Source organism: Desulfuromonas svalbardensis (assembly GCF_055389415.1).
This window is the reverse complement of record NZ_AP042416.1, coordinates 1241467-1258585: the sequence shown is the minus strand read 5'-3', so window position 1 is coordinate 1258585 and position 17119 is coordinate 1241467. Positions and strand designations below refer to the sequence as shown.

Annotated in this window: 15 protein-coding genes; 7 read left to right on the top strand and 8 right to left on the bottom strand. The window is 47.3% G+C overall.

The annotated features are described in order from the left end of the window. Nucleotide 1 precedes the first annotated feature (1 nt). The 4 genes from ACZ5KY_RS05635 to ACZ5KY_RS05620 are packed head-to-tail and all read right to left on the bottom strand — an operon-like array spanning nucleotide 2 to nucleotide 3259. On the bottom strand, nucleotides 2-427 hold the full coding sequence (locus tag ACZ5KY_RS05635) for an ExbD/TolR family protein (protein ID WP_464242924.1): 426 nt from the start codon (nucleotides 425-427) through the stop codon (nucleotides 2-4). Then, on the bottom strand, nucleotides 424-1059 hold the full coding sequence (locus ACZ5KY_RS05630; protein WP_464242923.1) for a MotA/TolQ/ExbB proton channel family protein: 636 nt from the start codon (nucleotides 1057-1059) through the stop codon (nucleotides 424-426). Before ACZ5KY_RS05630 ends, ACZ5KY_RS05635 begins: the two co-directional genes overlap by 4 nt. Beyond that, complete coding sequence (locus ACZ5KY_RS05625; RefSeq protein WP_464242922.1) at nucleotides 1056-2501, bottom strand: MotA/TolQ/ExbB proton channel family protein; 1446 nt, start codon at nucleotides 2499-2501, stop codon at nucleotides 1056-1058. The genes ACZ5KY_RS05630 and ACZ5KY_RS05625 overlap by 4 nt, the downstream gene beginning before the upstream one ends. Continuing rightward, the gene (locus ACZ5KY_RS05620; protein ID WP_464242921.1) at nucleotides 2498-3259 is read right to left on the bottom strand and encodes a DUF3450 domain-containing protein; all 762 of its coding nucleotides are present in this window, start codon (nucleotides 3257-3259) and stop codon (nucleotides 2498-2500) included. The genes ACZ5KY_RS05625 and ACZ5KY_RS05620 overlap by 4 nt, the downstream gene beginning before the upstream one ends. A gap of 443 nt (nucleotides 3260-3702) precedes the next feature. On the opposite strand from ACZ5KY_RS05620, the gene ACZ5KY_RS05615 reads away from it, so the two are divergent. Further along, nucleotides 3703-4197, top strand: a complete 495-nt coding sequence (locus tag ACZ5KY_RS05615; protein ID WP_464242920.1) for an HAD family hydrolase — start codon at nucleotides 3703-3705, stop codon at nucleotides 4195-4197. Between the two features lie 149 nt (nucleotides 4198-4346). Further along, nucleotides 4347-5150, top strand: a complete 804-nt coding sequence (locus tag ACZ5KY_RS05610; protein ID WP_464242919.1) for a DNA-binding protein — start codon at nucleotides 4347-4349, stop codon at nucleotides 5148-5150. A gap of 87 nt (nucleotides 5151-5237) precedes the next feature. On the opposite strand, the gene ACZ5KY_RS05605 is transcribed toward ACZ5KY_RS05610, so the two are convergent. The 4 genes from ACZ5KY_RS05605 to uvrC all read right to left on the bottom strand — a co-directional run bounded on the left by ACZ5KY_RS05605 (nucleotide 5238) and on the right by uvrC (nucleotide 10579). Next, nucleotides 5238-6911, bottom strand: a complete 1674-nt coding sequence (locus tag ACZ5KY_RS05605) for a diguanylate cyclase domain-containing protein (RefSeq protein WP_464242918.1) — start codon at nucleotides 6909-6911, stop codon at nucleotides 5238-5240. Beyond that, nucleotides 6908-7342 (bottom strand): type 2 periplasmic-binding domain-containing protein, encoded by a 435-nt coding sequence (locus ACZ5KY_RS05600; protein ID WP_464242917.1) that lies wholly within the window; start codon nucleotides 7340-7342, stop codon nucleotides 6908-6910. Before ACZ5KY_RS05600 ends, ACZ5KY_RS05605 begins: the two co-directional genes overlap by 4 nt. 15 nt (nucleotides 7343-7357) lie before the next feature. Continuing rightward, nucleotides 7358-8581 (bottom strand): hypothetical protein, encoded by a 1224-nt coding sequence (locus ACZ5KY_RS05595; RefSeq protein ID WP_464242916.1) that lies wholly within the window; start codon nucleotides 8579-8581, stop codon nucleotides 7358-7360. A gap of 129 nt (nucleotides 8582-8710) precedes the next feature. Continuing rightward, a complete protein-coding gene (gene uvrC, locus ACZ5KY_RS05590) occupies nucleotides 8711-10579 on the bottom strand; it encodes an excinuclease ABC subunit UvrC (protein WP_464244638.1) in 1869 nt (622 codons plus the stop codon). 257 nt (nucleotides 10580-10836) lie between these two features. Here uvrC and ACZ5KY_RS05585 point away from each other — a divergent pair, with 257 nt between their 5' ends. From ACZ5KY_RS05585 to ACZ5KY_RS05565, 5 genes are all read left to right on the top strand, one after another. Further along, entirely contained in the window at nucleotides 10837-11352 is a 516-nt protein-coding gene (locus tag ACZ5KY_RS05585) for a cyclic nucleotide-binding domain-containing protein (protein ID WP_464242915.1), read from the top strand. A gap of 32 nt (nucleotides 11353-11384) precedes the next feature. After that, nucleotides 11385-12491 (top strand): AI-2E family transporter, encoded by a 1107-nt coding sequence (locus tag ACZ5KY_RS05580; protein WP_464242914.1) that lies wholly within the window; start codon nucleotides 11385-11387, stop codon nucleotides 12489-12491. A gap of 57 nt (nucleotides 12492-12548) precedes the next feature. Beyond that, nucleotides 12549-14513, top strand: coding sequence for a cache domain-containing protein (locus ACZ5KY_RS05575; RefSeq protein ID WP_464242913.1), 1965 nt, complete (start codon nucleotides 12549-12551; stop codon nucleotides 14511-14513). Further along, nucleotides 14510-15898, top strand: coding sequence for a sigma-54-dependent transcriptional regulator (locus tag ACZ5KY_RS05570; RefSeq protein ID WP_464242912.1), 1389 nt, complete (start codon nucleotides 14510-14512; stop codon nucleotides 15896-15898). The genes ACZ5KY_RS05575 and ACZ5KY_RS05570 overlap by 4 nt, the downstream gene beginning before the upstream one ends. 427 nt (nucleotides 15899-16325) lie before the next feature. Next, nucleotides 16326-16976, top strand: coding sequence for an acetate uptake transporter (locus ACZ5KY_RS05565; protein ID WP_464244637.1), 651 nt, complete (start codon nucleotides 16326-16328; stop codon nucleotides 16974-16976). Nucleotides 16977-17119 lie beyond the last annotated feature (143 nt).

Genomic DNA, 17119 nt, shown 5'->3' with positions numbered 1-17119 from the left:
GTTAGTTTCCCCCAGCAGTCGGCACACCGGCAGCAATGGCAACATCCTCCGCCCCCGCTAGACGACAGGCATCCATCACTTGAATGGCAGTACCAGTACGGCTGGCACGATCAGCAACAATGACAACACTCCCTTCGGGATTTTCAGCTAACGCGCGCTCGACATAAATCCGCAATGCTCTAATATCAATCAAACTACGCTCAACATAAATTTGATCATCCGCGGTTACGGCAATTAATAACGTCGCCCGATCTTTACTCACCGCCGTCGTCGCACTTGGCCGTTGAACATCGACCCCTGTTTCCCGAACAAAGCTGGTGGTGACGAGGAAGAAAATCAGTAAGATAAAGACCATATCAATTAATGGCGCAATATTGAGTTCAAGCGATTGCCGACTCGCACGCCGTGCGGCGGTGATATTAATCATTTCCCCCCCTCTATCGATGCAGACAACGACCGCTTAAGGGCCATTGCCAATGAGACCACATCGTGCTTCACATTTTGTAGCCGCCGTTGAATAAAATTACGCATATACAACCCCGGAATCGCAATCAACAATCCCGTCTGAGTGGTAATCAGGGCCTGTGAAATACCACCCGCCATCGCTCTCGCGTTACCCGTGCCAAACAAAGTGATGGTATTAAAGGTATTGATCATGCCGAGAACCGTGCCGAGCAACCCCAGCAGTGGCGCAACCGCCGCCAACACACCGATTAACGTTAAGCCACGATCCAGCTTGCCATTCACCTCAGTCACCAATTCATCGACCACATAACCATCAAGGTCAGCATCACCCGTTCGCCGCTGACAAAAGATCGAGATTAACTGCATTGTTGCACTGGTGCACCCTTGACTGCGGGAGGTTAACTCCGTTGGGCTCCATTGGTCGATTTGGCTCGCAGTCATTCGGTCATTCGCACTGCCACGCAACGAGAGCAATTGCAACAGACAATACAAAACCATCCCCCACATCACCAACGATACAGCGACCAATGGCAACATAATCACCCCGCCACGCTGGAGATAATCTTCGAGCATATACCAGCCGACATCCATCATTTCACCGCCACTTTACCCAAACGCACCTGACAGACTAAATTAACAAAACGGATCGATTTCTCTTCAATTTGGGCAATGGATGTTTCAACACGGCGACTGAGTAGGCTATGACTCAACATGATTGGAATCGCCACACCAAGGCCTAACATGGTGGTAACAAGGGCTTCTGAGATCCCGCCCGACATCAAGCGTGGATCACTGGTGCCGTGAAAGGTGATCACTTGAAAGGTGTTGATCATCCCCGTTACGGTTCCCAACAGGCCGAGCAATGGAGCGATGGAAGCCAGCACTGCGAGGGTCGATAAAAAACGCTCCAATCGAGGAATTTCGGCTAAAATAGCTTCCTGCATGGCATTTTCGAGTTCTTCACGCTCTAAATTTCGAAACTTCAATCCCGCGCTCAACACCCGTGGCAATGCTTTTTTCTGGCCGACATGACACAATGCCTCACACTCTGGCCAGTTTTCAGCCATAATTCTAGGTTGCAACTCACGCATGAGAGAGGTGGCATCAAAGCGGTTTTGGCGTAAAAACCAGATCCGCTCAGCGATAAGAATGAGTGCAACCAGTGCAATAACAAGAATCGGCCAGACAATAAATCCACCCTGACTGAGCTGATCACCCACCGCCGTTTGGTAGGTCAGCTGTCTTAATGATGCACCGCGACCGACATCAACAGGCACACTTTCACTCTCACCATCTAAATAGCGTTCAATTTGACGTTGGTAGCGACCACTTGGTAAAACCGACAGGGCAAACAAACGACTACTGGGCTGAGAATAGAGCAAAAAACCTGTTTCATCATCCGTACGGTACGCGGCACTAAAGTCACCGAGAAGAACGGTTTCAGCGGAGGTAGATTCCCCTTGCCGGTCTAAAATCGACTGCTGAACAATTTGTACCTGTCCAGACTCTTGACATTGCGCCAACAGCAAATCGCGCAAAGCGCGAACATCATCCATCCCCGGAAAGCGTTGCTGTTCAAGCAAGGGCCGCAATACTTCGCCACGCTGCGGATTTAGGGCATTGAGCTGACTTTGGTGAATCAAACTATCCACGTCACGGGCAGCCATACGGATAAAGCCAACCAACTCTTGCAGTTGAGCGGTTCGTTTTGCCTTTTCAACCTCGAAGCGTTGATGTTGCGCAATCAGTTGTTTCTCTTGTTTCGCTAACGCTACAGTCTCGCGTGTCAAACGCTCGACATCGCCATGCGCCTGTTGTACAGCACGCTGCAGGGTCTGTTTATCCTTCGATACTTGCTGTTGGATTTCAGCGGCTTGAACCCGAGCAGTCGTTTCATCCTGCTGAGCCTGAGCCACGATTTGTTGTTGACGCTGTTGATAGTCTTGCGCACTCTGGCGCACATCTTCAGCAAAACTTAGAGAACAGGTGAGCGCAACAAAGCCAAGAGCGATTAAGGTAGTTCGTCGACAGATCATCGTGACACCACCTTGCCTAAAGGGAGCGTCAATAGATCGATAGGGCGATGTTTCTGGCCCATCTCTATGGCCCGCCCTAATTCCCGGTTGTACTGTGAGTCCAACAGTTGCCAACTCTGAAGTGCCCTATCATAGATGACGCTTTTCTCGCCGTCGAGAGATTGAGCAAACAGTGCCAAGCGGCCAATGCGCAATTGGTTCATCAACAGATCGCGACCGTCAATGGGCAACGACTGTTGAGCCACCTCAATATCAAGACCATATTCTGTTTCGACTCGCAAAACCTCCATCACACGGCGGAACTTTTCTCCGACAGCAATTTCCGGATCCGCCAACCCTTCACTGAGATGACGTAACCTCAATTGCCGCTCCTGTGGCAAAAAAGGTAGATCTTGTTCCACTTGTTGAGCAATCAAATCATAGGTTTCTGTTAGAAAAGGTGTCATCTCCCCCGTTAGCCGTTTAGATTCCGCTATAATGCGTGTGAGCTTCTCAATCGCTTTCAGTTCAGTATCAACACGAAGGGTCTGTACCGTTTTCTTTACCTCTAATTGCTGTTTCTGTTGCTGCAACCCCGCCAATTCAGCCACCAAACTGAGACGCTGAGCTTCCCAATCATCGGCTTGACGTTGACTGTGCTGCTGAACTGCGAGAGTATTTGCAACGGGTACTGTAACGTGTTCGGCAAAGGTCGCGGCCCAGCCACAGTTGACAGCTATAGCGAGAATTGTCACACTTAAACATATAGATCGTTTCAACATCATCTCCTAGGTGATACTTTTAACAAATATCTACACTTGATGGTCTCGGAAAAATGAAATAGATGGCTAAGCAAAAACTTCGTCCCCCAAGGCGCAGTGGTTGTTCAAGGGGGAAGGCATACATGTTGTATGTCGAAGTCTTGAACAAACGCTGCAACGCAGGTGGGCGGATTTTTTTCGCAACGCCATCACACTTAACTTTTTAGACTAACAAACCTGTTTGACTGATTCAAATGGATTCGTGCGAGTTCAAAACTGATGGTCTCGAAAAAACGAATTAGTTGGCTAAGCAAAAACTTCGTTCCCCAAGGCGTAGTGGTTGTTCAAGGGTGAAGGCATACATGTTGTATGTCGAAGTCTTGAACAAACGCTGCAACGCAGGTGGGCGGACTTTTTGCGACGCCATCAAAACTTACGTTCTACACAAAGGATAAAGATCAATGTCAACCACCCTCACACCAACAGGCCTTATCATCCAGATCCCCGGTCGCTCTGCCCTTGAATTACACCACTTAATTCTCGACTACAATGGTACCATTGCCTGTGACGGTCAGCTACTTCCTGAGCTAATCACACCACTCAATGAACTGGCACAACAGCTCACCATCCATGTTCTCACCGCTGACACCCATGGCAGTGTGGCAACTCAGGTGACACCGTTCCCCTGTACCCTAGCAATCATTGCCAAGGATAATCAAATTGTTGCCAAACAAAAATACCTACAACAGTACGCGGCACAAAACTGTGTAGCCGTAGGTAATGGTGCCAACGATCAACTGCTACTGAAAGATGCCGCGCTTGGTATCGCCGTAATACAACAGGAAGGGATTGCTATCCCCAGTTTAATGGCGGCCGATGTTGCTGTCACCAGTTGCCTTGCAGCTCTTGACCTTTTGCGCAGCCCACAAAGGGTCATTGCCACATTGCGCCAATAATCAACAGTATGTTACAAACAACCGAGAAATTCGAGTGACATCATCCATTTAATGTTGACAAAATCGCTCAACTTTCTATGATGTTGACTCGCGCGGCTAAAACAATGAAACGAACATACATTCTATAACTTTATTTTGGAGGACCATCTGTGAAATACACCCACCTCATCCTTATCGCCCTGTTAGCAACCAACTTAACAGCATGTAAAGAGAGCACGCCTGTAGATCAAGCTCCCGCACCTGAAGCAACAATAGGACAAACAGAACAAGCTCAAACACCTCCTGGCATGACACAACAGATGACAGGAAACGTTGTTGAAACAATGGACACCGCTGGCTACACCTATGTAAAAGTTCAAAGTGACGACAAAGTGATTTGGGCTGCGGCTCCCGAGTTTAAAGTTGCGGTTGGCGATTCAGTCATCATCCCCGAAGGGATGGCGATGCCTAACTACCACAGCAACACTCTCAATCGCGATTTTGATGTGCTCTATTTTGTTAGCAGCATCCTTGTTCCTGGTGGTGATATGGCTCTCAGCGCCGACGATGGTCACGGGGCAATGGGCGCTATGGGTTCAATGGCCGACGGCGCGGCGGGCCATCAAAAACCCGCAGCAGCAGCTATTGAGGTCGATTTTAGCGGGCTAACAAAAGCCGAAAACGGTTACACCGTTGCCGAAATTTTTACTCAACAAGCGGAACTCGCTACCCAAGAAGTTACCATTCGGGCAAAAGTGGTTAAGTTTAGTTCAAACATTATGAAAACAAACTGGATCCACCTTCAGGATGGCAGTGGCGCAGCAGGGACCAACGACCTGACCATCACCACCAGCGGTCAAGCTGCTCTCGGTGATACCGTTCTAGTTAAAGGGATCGTTGATCTCAATCAAGACTTTGGTTACGGCTACAAGTACGATGTAATTATTCAAGATGCTCAGGTTACCGTTGAGTAAAAAGCACTAGAACACGAACAAACTCTTTATAAATAAAAAAGCCTGCGGTAAAGACCGCAGGCTTTTTTGTATCCTATTCCGTTCAACTTAATCCGCTTGTGGATAAAAGTCATTACCACCATTTTCTTTCGCTTGATACATGGCACGATCAGCCGTAGCAATCAAGGTATCGGCACTGGTTCCATCATTTGGAAACAAACTGATACCAACACTCACACCAAGCACATGAGAAAGATGACCAAAAACAAACGGCTCCATGACAACGTCAATGATATTTTTTGCTAGCGTTCGCGCATCATCAGCACAGTTCAAGGCATTTAAAATAATGATAAACTCGTCACCACCCACCCGGGCCACAGTATCATCAGCGCGAAGAGATTTTTTCAACCTCGAACTAATTTCACACAGCGCTTTGTCACCAACCTCATGCCCCAAGGTATCATTCAGCGGTTTGAAATTATCTAAATCGAGATAAAGCAGCGCAAAGGTACGTCCGTGCCTAAGGCCATCAGATAACGCTTGTTCAATTCGATCAAAAAACAAATTGCGATTCGGTAGCCCCGTCAACGGGTCATGATGCGCAAGTTTCTTTAGCTTATTTTCAGCTTCCTTCATGGCGCGAATATCGTTAAAAACGCAAATGATCCCCTCAAGGTTTCCAGAATCATCGTACATGGCCGAGCCAGAGAAATGAGCAGGAAATGTCCCCCCTGAACAATGAGCACCACAAACCTCTACATCTTGTAGATCATGGACTTGTTTCATTTCATTGAAACACTCTTCAAGCTTCTCAGCATCATCATCACTATTTAAAATAAAATCGAGAGTTTTCCCTACTAACTCAGATTCCACATAACCAAAAAGGTGTGCGGCTTGAGTATTTATTTTGGTTATCGATCGCTCAGATGACAAAACCACTAAAGCACCAGACATGCTACGGACAATATTTTCAACATAGCGTTTCGATACGGTTGTTTGCTTTAATTGCTGGGTTAAATCCCAGAAAGATGACGAAAGCTGGCCAATCTCATCACCAGCACGAGCTTGCGGTGGTTTTTCAATTTCTATCCCGCGCTCAACCGACTTAAAGTCTCGTTGAAGTTTCACCAAAGGGCTCACTAGCAATCGCGCTGCAACACGGCCAACAATAAGAGTCACAAGCAATAAAACGACCAAAAATAGCGCAGCTAACACAACAATACTATGAATGCTGGTATTTCTATTACTCTCCATATCACTATCAAGAGCAACCTTTAGCCGATCAACAATCAGAACAACCTCAGCGAGCAACGCTTGTTGCTCCTGACCAAACTGCTGAATCTTTTTTTGCCCTTCAATAGAAAAATCACTATTAACACGATCAACATTCAACGTTTGCGCGACAGTTGAAAACTCCACATAACGCGCTTTGAATTTTCCAAGTTCCGGGATAGCGATCACATGTCTTACCGCTCCAACAGCCTGAATTAACAGATTAATTGACTCGACAACTTTCGGAGTTTCAGCGTTGGCCTGAACGAACAGTTCCTGTTCTCCAATAAGAAAGGCATCTTCGAACTCTTCAGCTTGCAACTCAAGATGTGTCTGGAGATCATGGCCCAGCATCACCAGTTCAAGGTGATCTTTTTGGAAATGAGACAAGCGTTGATACTGTGACACATTGGTATAAAAGCTCAGCAGCGTCGCGACAAAGTAGCCTAACAATGCGATGGAAACGCACAGCCAAACCTTTGAACGAACACTGGCAAAACGGGGAATCATGGCTTCACCTCAATCGCTTGAACACGCGGATCTAGCTCATCCGAATTCAAATAACTAATCGCATCGGGATGGCTTACCAAGTACTCTTTTACCTGTTCGTGTCCGTTAACGAAAACGGGTAACATGCTACGTCCACTGTATAGTTTTTTGCGCCAATAGGTTGAAACCTGACGCCAGCTACGGTGTAAATATTGCGCACTAAATGCTGTTTGAATATTTTTTTCATCATTGTACACAATGTTAACGACACTCCCGTCAGGCCACCTTTTCATTTTGCCAAGGAAGATACGCTCTACATCGTTAGCCGTAAGACTATTAATCATCTTGTTCGCATTGGCAACCACAACACACGGCTGCGCGAACACTTGAGCACAAACAACTAAGCTCAAGAACAGGAAGATTAAACAGATTGTCGTCGGCTTTTGCTTCAAATCAATCCCAATCAATTAAAACGACACAGAAAGTTTAACGGCCACATAGCTCCAATATCGAGCCACACCTTCGGGGTTCACCACACCAAGCTGCATCGCCGCGCCATCAATATAATGATATTCAGCTTTTAAATTACACATCTCGTTGAAATCATAGCGTGCTCCAACTGCCATATCTTTACGCCAACCCGATTCAGGCGCTGCCTTTGGCAAGCTATTACTGTGGTGGTCATGCTTCAAACGATAAAATTCATCATAAAGAAGTGAAAAGCTCCACGAATCATTTAAAGCATAACAAATCATGGCGTACCATGACTGAGAAGGGCCATCTAAAGTGACATGATCAAACATCGATGAAGTCCGGTCGGTTTGGCCATATTCGCCGACAAACATCCAGCTTTCAGTGGAATACTCTGCGGATAATACATACTTGCTGTTGATTGTCGCTTCACCAGCAGGGGTAGCTAAATCGTTTATTTTTATAATCGCTTTAGAGTGGAGCAATGTCGCCCCGAAACGCAACCCATCAATCATACCGTTAAAAACCACGGCTGCGCCGTACAGATCTTCACTTTCACGGTTAAATGAGGTGAGCTGACTGGGCATTTGCGGATCTCTTTTATTTAATGGGAGTTGGTTGTTGCGGGAAAGTAAAGATTCTACCGATTGCTCATTCTTGTAGGCCAGCATACTTTGGTCAGGATAGTCTGCTTCGCCGGTAAACAGGTGATAATCAATATCGCCTAGTCTTCCGAGGGAGATATTGCCATAGAGATCGGCACCGATAAATGCAAGATTCACATCGCGCCGACTCTCATCATAAATGCTTTGCGGCAAAAAGATCATCGGCTGCAAAAAAGACGAATCGCGCGTGTCATTATATAAACCGACAGGCAATTTGCACTTACCGACTCGCAGTCCAGCAGAATCAAACGGTTGATATTCTAAAATCGCCCAATCAACAACGACTTCATCTTCACTGTAATCACCAAGGTTACGGTAAAAGAGTTGTCCACCAATACGAAAATCTTGCCAGAGAGATACATTGGCATTGACAGCAACTTCAGTAAATTCTTCAGAGCCGGAACGGCTTGCGGCGAGAAAGTTATTATTTGAACTCTTGAGGTATCCCTGTGACAAAAAGCCATGAACTTGTACTTTTTGGCCAAAGCTTAAGGCAAAGACGGCGTGTGGGAGAGCAAGTAAAATCATCAATATACATAATGCAATCCAGCGCATAGTATTTGCCTACCTAGTTAGATAGTGAATTATTGGGCAAAATGAACATTCGATATACTTCTGTCATAATAGTATTAAAATTCATTAGTGGCAACCACAAACAGCCAAAAGAGTGTGACACACAGCTACTTAGCTATCACTGTCCTCTTCATGGAAATGGTGGTAAACGGACAATGCGGCGGACTCAGGCAAGCCAGGAACCTGACGTAGTGCATCAAGGCTCGACTGCTTAATTTTATTCACGCTGCCGCAATGCTTCAGCAAATTCTTCCTGCGCTCGGGGCCAATGCCATCAATTTTTTCTAACTCTGACTCAAGACTCGCCTTACTACGGATTTTACGATGATGAGTGATCGCGAAACGATGTGCCTCGTCACGCAATCGTTCAAGCATAAACAATGCTGGCGATCCTTGACGTAACACCACGGGATTTTTGCGAGCAGGTCGGAAAAATCGCTCCTCACTACGCTCCACAGCCTGACCGCGAACGTTGCGCTTAACGCGACTTTTGGCAATGGAGACAAGATCAATGCGCGACATCAACCCTAACGTGGTCATGACATCTTCAACCATCGACAATTGCCCTTTACCACCGTCGATGAGCACCATATCAGGCAGATCATTTTCCTCTAAGCCACGACTGAGACGACGGGTTAACACCTCGTGGAGTGAAGCATAATCATCAGAGCCTTCAACCGTTTTAATGCGATAGTGGCGATACGCAGCCTTATCCGGTTCCCCATCAATCGTCACCACCATGCTACCAACCGTATGCGTGCCCTGAACGTGGGAGATATCGTAGCACTCCATCCTGCTGGGCAACCGCTGCAAACCGAGGTGATTCCGGATCTCTTCAAGAACAGCATGACGAGCTTCACGTCGATCACCCCGTTCACGATAGCTATCGACGGCATTTTTGTTTGCCAGAGCCAGCATTTCAACCCGAGCACCGCGCTTCGGAACGTGCAAAGTGACTTTTTTCCCCAATCGATCGGTTAACCATTGCTGCAAGGCTTCGGAACTACTTGGCTCAAACGGCAACACAATTACCGGAGGGATGATGGTATCTTTGCCATAATATTGCTGAAGAAAACCTGCCAACAGCTCATCTTCATCTAACGACCAGCGGACAGCATAGCTGCGCCGCCCCACCAACCGACCACCACGGATAAACAACAGACACAATTCAACCTCGCCCCCTTCGCGATGCAGGCCGACAACATCGATATCAGCACTATCTTGACTGACCACTTTTTGCTGTTCTAACGTTTTCTCTATGGCATGAATTTGATCACGCAACCGCGCAGCTTCTTCAAAATTCGTCACCTTGGAGGCATCGCTCATCCGTTGACGCATCACCGTTAACACTTCGTCATGGCGACCCGACAAGAAGGAGATCACCGTATTGACCAAAGCGCGATAATCATCGCGAGAGATCTTATCGTGACACGGGGCACTGCATTGGCCAATTTGATAAAACAAACACGGTCGTTCACGCCGCCGACACTGCGACCAGCGATGATGGCGTAACGGAAAGATGCGGTAGAGCTCCTTCAGAGTCTCTTTCAGGGCCCCCGCCGAAGCATAGGGACCAAAATAAAGAGCGCCATCGCGGCGCACGCGCCGAACAATTTGAATACCGGGAAAATCTTCGTTCATGTCGATGCGCAGCGACACATACGTTTTATCGTCACGCAAATTGATATTATAGCGGGGCTTGTGTTTCTTAATCAGGGTGTTTTCGAGAATCAACGCCTCTTTTTCGGTGTCCGTGACAATGGTTTGAACTTGCACCACCCGGCGGAGCAAAAACTGGACATGAGCGCGGGTATCTTCACCACGAACATAGTTGCGCAATCGAGCACGTAAGTTTCGCGCCTTACCGACATACAGCACCTGCCCATCGGCACCAGACATTAAATAAACACCACTGGCTGTCGAAATTTTAGCGAGATCCAGATCTTGAATTTTTGTCGATTCCGTCGCCACAGTGGTCATCATTTTTCCTTACTAGCAGCCTGCTGCCCGCCTCAATAAAGTAAAAGACAGACAAAGAGTTGTTCATTTCATTGTTGCGACGTTAACAACGACCCGGTTGGCTGTCAATCATTGTCAGCTTCAACGCGAGGAACACAAATAGTTGGTCTCGCAAAACGAAATAGAATTGTCTGGTTTTGGTGCGCCATACTGTTATAATGAAAAATTAAGTATACATCATTATTTCAGATAGCCTGGTACAGGCTGGAGGCCGCTCAATGAACACGTTGTGGAACAATATTTTCCGTTCAAGTACCGAAGAGGAATCATTGGCAGGCTTTCTCGCCAAAGTTCCCGTATTTACTGAACTGGAAAAGCGCGATCTCGGCTACCTTGAAACGCTCATCCATGTCCGTAACTACACCGCCCAAGAAACCGTTTTCGAACAGAGCGACCCCGGTTCGGGGATGTATATCATCCGTACGGGCCACGTAGTGATATTCACCCGCGACAGCCATGAACTTGAAGAGGAGCTAGCGATTCTCGGCCCGGGTGATTTTTTTGGTGAGACCACCCTCGCCTCCCCCGCACCACGTACCGTTTCTGCTCGCACCACTGAAGGCACTGAACTTCTGGGCCTGTTCCGCTCTGACCTTTTAGCTACGGCAACCAAACACCCCGACATTGCCAACCGAATTTTATTTGGCTTAACAAAAATGATCAGTGAACGCCTTCAAACAGCCACCTTAGAGATTCGTGGGTTGCAACGAAAGCTGACAAAACAGCAACACTAAATTATCTTTAAATGGGCCAAAGTGAGCCATCAATGAACTTAAATAAAGCACAGTTTCTACTGTTTTACTTGACAATGACTGCAGCCATAGCCAGCGGCTTGGCGATCTTTTCATCGGCATCGACCATTACAGTTTTATTCCGTTCAGCGGTTTCAGGGCTATTCGTCCCACTACTGCTATCAATGGTCACTTCGTTTCTCCTCGACCCACTGGTCAGCTCACTTGAAAAGCGCCATATCCCCCGCACTCGTGCCATATTTGTCATGTTTTTTGTCGTCACAGCCCTTCTGTTCTTTACCGGAAGCTGGCTGATCCCCTACGGCCAAAATATGTGGAACTCATTATTAACCGATTTTCCCCGCTACAACTCACAACTGATCGCCTATCTGCGTGAAGCTCAAATCTCATGGCAAGCTCGGCTCCCCTTTCTAGAGCATTACGACTTAACAGGCACAGTGCGCAGCACTGCCGAACAAGCTCTGGCTTTCGTTCTCGTTGAGACACCGAAGTCGGCCCTTAAACTGGGCAGTTTGATGATCCTGTTACCCATATTCACCTTTTTCTTTCTCCGCGACGGTACCACCATCATGCGACGGCTCGTGGCCCTTGCGCCCAACCGTTATTTCGAGATGGCTCACGACCTGTCATTCTTAGTCAGTCGACAGATGGCGCATTTTATTCGCGGCCGCATCATTGAGGCCATGATTATAGGTGGTGTTGTCGCCGCAGGACTCAGTGTTACCGATATCCGTTATGCTCCCCTACTCGGTTTATTTGCTGGAATAACAAACCTGATTCCATATATTGGCCCATTGGTAGGGATGATTCCGGGCATTCTCATTGCCGCAGTCGACCTCGGTATTGGCGCTGAGTTTTGGTGGATTGTCATCCTTTACATTCTTATTGCTCAAGTGATTCTCGACAATTTCATCCTCATTCCAGTACTCATTTCACGGGTCGCTAATTTGCACCCATTATTAGTGATTTTAGCGATTGTTATGGGCGGCAAACTCTACGGAGTGATCGGCATGATTATTGGTGTTCCGATTGTCAGTGCATTTAAAATCGCCTTTATTGAAGTGCGTCATTATCGCCGCGCCTTCTCCTTGCCCGACACGGGTGGAGATCGCCATAGTTAAGCGACAATGAATTATTAAGCTTCATCTCAACACAAAGAAAGCAAAGCAGTTTCCTCTATGTCCCCATTCAAACGATTTAAAAATCAAAAACTGCGTGTGAAGATGTTGATCGTCGTATTACCGATGCTTATTATCCCGTTATTTCTCGTTGGTAGCATCGTCAGTTATAGTTCAGTTGAACAAGCGCGGCGCGGTATTAACCAAGCAATCATGAACGATTTAGAACATATGGCGACCTTTACTCGCCACCTGCTTGAAGCGCATCACCACCAATTTCAAGTCTATCAACAGCAACGTAAAGATGACTTTATCACTGAGTTAAAAACCTTGGCTAAAATTGCCGAGAACATGGTAGATGCCGAGAACAAGCTATATCAACAGGGGACAATCACTCTTGCCGAGGCCAAGAAACGGGCTCGCAAGATGCTGCAACAGGTGAGTATTGGCGAAACAGGCTACCTTTACACTCTGACCAGTGACGGAACACTTCAAATCCATCTGGCTCGCGAACAGGAGAATATCCTCAACGAACAAGATCGCGATGGCCGTTTTTTCATCCGCGAGATGATCGACACCGCCCAGCAAGCCCCATCAGGCGGATTAAACCTGATCCGTTATCCTTGGCGCAATGACACCCTCGGTGACACAATCTATCGCGAGAAACTGGCCGCGTATCTTTACTACCCCGAGTGGGATTGGGTTATTGCCGCCGCAGGGTACACCTCAGAGAGTTACTCCGATCTACTCTTTGAACAACAGGCCCTTAATGACCTGAAAGATAAAATCAAAGAGAAGAGTGTCGGTCAAACTGGCTACATCTTCTGTATGAACAGCAAGGGAACCTTCACGATTCATCCTGAGGATGAAGGGGAAAATTTCTACCAAATTCGTGACAATAACGGTCACGCCTTCATTCAGGAGATGTGCGAAGAGAAACGCGGTTGGATTCGCTACCCGTGGAACAACACTGGAGAGAGCGGTTCACGGATGAAAATTGTCCGTTACGACTACTTTGAACCGTGGGATTGGATCGTTGCCGTCAGTTGCTATGAAGACGAATTTTACCAAGCGGCGAATCTTATCAGCTGGAACAGCCTAAAGTTTACCGCGCTAATCACCCTGCTCACCTGCCTGGTGTCAATTTTACTGGTGAGCTATGGTTCAAAAGTACTGACCAAACCAATTCGCGATATGATCCGTGTTATCCGCCGCGTCAAATCGGGCCACCTCAATGAGAAGATGAAGATCAACAGCGATGATGAACTTGGTGAACTGGCACGAACCTTTAACCGGATGACCGAAATTATCGCCCAAAACCAAGAGATGGAAGCCAGCCTCGCCCAACAGGGAAAAATGGCATCGCTCGGCATACTATCCTCGGGCGTGGCCCATGAAATCAATAACCCTCTCGGCGTGATTCTTGGCTATGCGGGCTATCTTGAAAGCAAAATTGACGAAGATGACCCAAGTTACACCTATATCCACGAGATCAAACGGGAGAGCAAGCGCTGCCGCAAAATTGTTCAGGATCTGCTTAGTTATGCGCGCACCCCTCAATCGGTATTGGAGCAGACTGACATCAATCAACTCCTATCACAAATTGTTGATTTTGCCGCCAATCACACTGATATGCATCACGTAACGATCGATAAAAACTTTTCCGCTAACCTACCGATACTTAAAATCGATGGCGACCAAATGCGTCAAGTGGCCATCAATTTAATCCTTAATGCCGGTGGTGCAATACACGAAAAAGGCAAGCTGAGCATTGAAACAAAACTGGATGACGAACAAGTCCTCATCATTTTCCGCGATACGGGCGGTGGGATCGAAGAAGATATTTTAGAAAAGATTTTCGAACCGTTTTACACCACCAAAGAAAAAGGGACAGGTCTCGGTTTGGCGATCTCAAATCAAATTATTGAGCAGCATCATGGCAGCATCAGCATCACCAGTACCGTCGGCGTTGGCACAACGGTTACGGTTCGTCTACCCATTGAACGTGAGGACTACCTACTATGAGCGGAAAACGAATCTTACTGATCGACAATGAAGAGGGTTTATGTCGGATGATGGAAGCGGTCTTAACTGACAGCAACTATCAGGTCAAGTCGTACACACGCTCGTTTGAAGCGGTAGAAGACTTTCAATGCGGCGACTACGATCTGGTCATTAGTGACATCAAAATGCCCGGCATGGACGGCCTTGAAGTATTGCAACGGATCCGCCTCAAGGATCAAATTGTTCCAGTGATCATGATCACCGCCTACGCCACCGTTGAAACGTCAATTCAAGCACTGCGTAAAGGCGCTTACGATATGCTGACCAAGCCATTTGAGCCTGAGGAGCTACTCTACCGTGTCAAGAACGCTCTGAGTCACAACCAATTAGCGGAAGAGAACCGCGAGTTGAAAAAGGAACTCGCTGGTCAATTTTCATTTAAAAACATCATCGGCTCATCGTCGAGTCTTAAATCGATCCTTGAAACAGTGACTAAAGTGGCCGTACGCGACACCTCGGTACTCATTACTGGCGAATCGGGCACCGGCAAAGAACTCATCGCCCAAGCGATCCACCATAATTCGCCACGCAGCAAGCAACGCTTCATGGCGATAAACTGTGGCGCGTTGCCCGAATCGGTGCTTGAGAGCGAACTGTTCGGCTACAAAAAAGGGGCATTTACTGGAGCCAATGCTGACCGCAAAGGGATTTTAGAGTCCGCCGATGGCGGCACTCTTTTTCTCGACGAGATCGGCAACCTCCCCTTGACGGTACAGAAGACATTGCTTCGTTTTCTTCAAGAGCAAGAGTTTATGCGTATTGGTGACACCAAACCAATCAAAGTCGATGTGCGTATCATCTCAGCGACCAACGCCGACCTCACTCAAGAGATGACAGACGGAAATTATCGCGAAGACCTTTACTATCGCCTCAATGTAGTTAATATCCACCTACCACCTCTGCGTGAGCGCTCTGATGACCTACCGTTGCTCACCGCCCACTTTATTCGTCAACAAAACAAAAAATTTGGCACCTCGGTGGAAGGTCTCACACCTGAAGCGATGCAACTGTTGTGCGCCTACGACTGGCCAGGGAATATCCGTCAAATGGAAAACGTAATTGAAGCCTGCATGACAATGGAGAGTGCGGACCATATCGGACTGCCGGTATTGTCACAATTCATTACCGCTACCTCAACCATCGCCAGCAATTCAACGCAAAACGTCTCCCCTAGCGCAGCGGATTACGCCAAAGCCCTCGGCGACTTTGAAACGCGCTACCTCCTCGATCTACTCCGCTCTGCCGGTGGCAATGTCGAAGAAGCAGCAGGACTCGCTGGTATGAACATGGCCACCATTTACCGTAAATTAAAAAAATACCAGCTCTGCAAAGAAGACTACAGCTAATCACCTTGACAACCGCGTCCAGTTAAAAGTTCTGGGCGCGGTGAATCTTTTGCATTTATGCAATTTCCACACAGTATCCCCACCGCTTCACCCCCCTGAATGACCACACCTCCAAACATAACCTCGCGCAACACTACACACTTATAATTATTCATCAAAACTGGCACAAGATATGCTTTAAATAGCATTGAGTATTAACTACCTCAAAAGGTGCTACGCCATGAATACAAAAATCATCTGTCCTTTTTTTGCCAAAAATGAGGACGATTGCGATGTTGGCTGCGAATACATATCGAGCCACGATGTAAAAATGATTATTAGTTACTGCGCAAGCAACTGTACCGAATGCATCAAGTTCAAGGAGCTTGCGACCCGACACCCTGAAGTTCTACCCCCCGTGAAAGAGCTTCAAATTCATACTAAAGTAATGAACAAGGAGAACACCATGCAAAACATTTCCCTGAAGGACACCACTGGCAATCCCGCTCCACTTGGGCTTGTTGGCTTTGGCATGACCACAATTCTACTCAACCTGCACAACGCCGGCTATTTCCCCCTCGACGCCATGATTCTCGGCATGGGAATTTTTTATGGTGGCTTAGGACAAGTCATTGTCGGCATCATGGAGTGGAAAAAAAACAACACCTTTGCAGCGACAGCATTTACCTCATACGGCCTATTTTGGCTCACTCTTGTTGCCTTAGTGCTTCTCCCTAAAACGGGCGCAGTTGAAGCGTCTTCGCCGCTTGCAATGGGATTCTACCTCAGCTGCTGGGGTCTTTTTACTGGCGTCCTGTTTATCGCGACATTCAAACTCAACCGAGCTCTACAGGTTGTCTTTGGTTCACTCACCTTGCTGTTTTTCCTCCTCGCTGCTGGCGACTTTACTGGCAACCATGCGTTCAAAGTCATTGCAGGTTATGAGGGCATTTTCTGTGGCCTTTCAGCCATTTACACCGGACTGGCCCAGGTTCTGAACGAAGTGTTTAACCGTGAAGTTGCCCCCCTTGGTGTTATGAGTACAAACGAAGCAGTAGGTCAACTAGAGGAAGAAGAAGAAGACCTCGTGTTAAATTAAACAATTAGAATACTTGCAATTATGAACTTCTATGGTAAGGCTGTTTCGCATTCATGCAAAACAGCCTTATCTTAGTCTCTGCCAGCAGAACACTGGCCTTAAATGCAACAGATTGTCACAATCTGGAACACTCCAGCTGCACT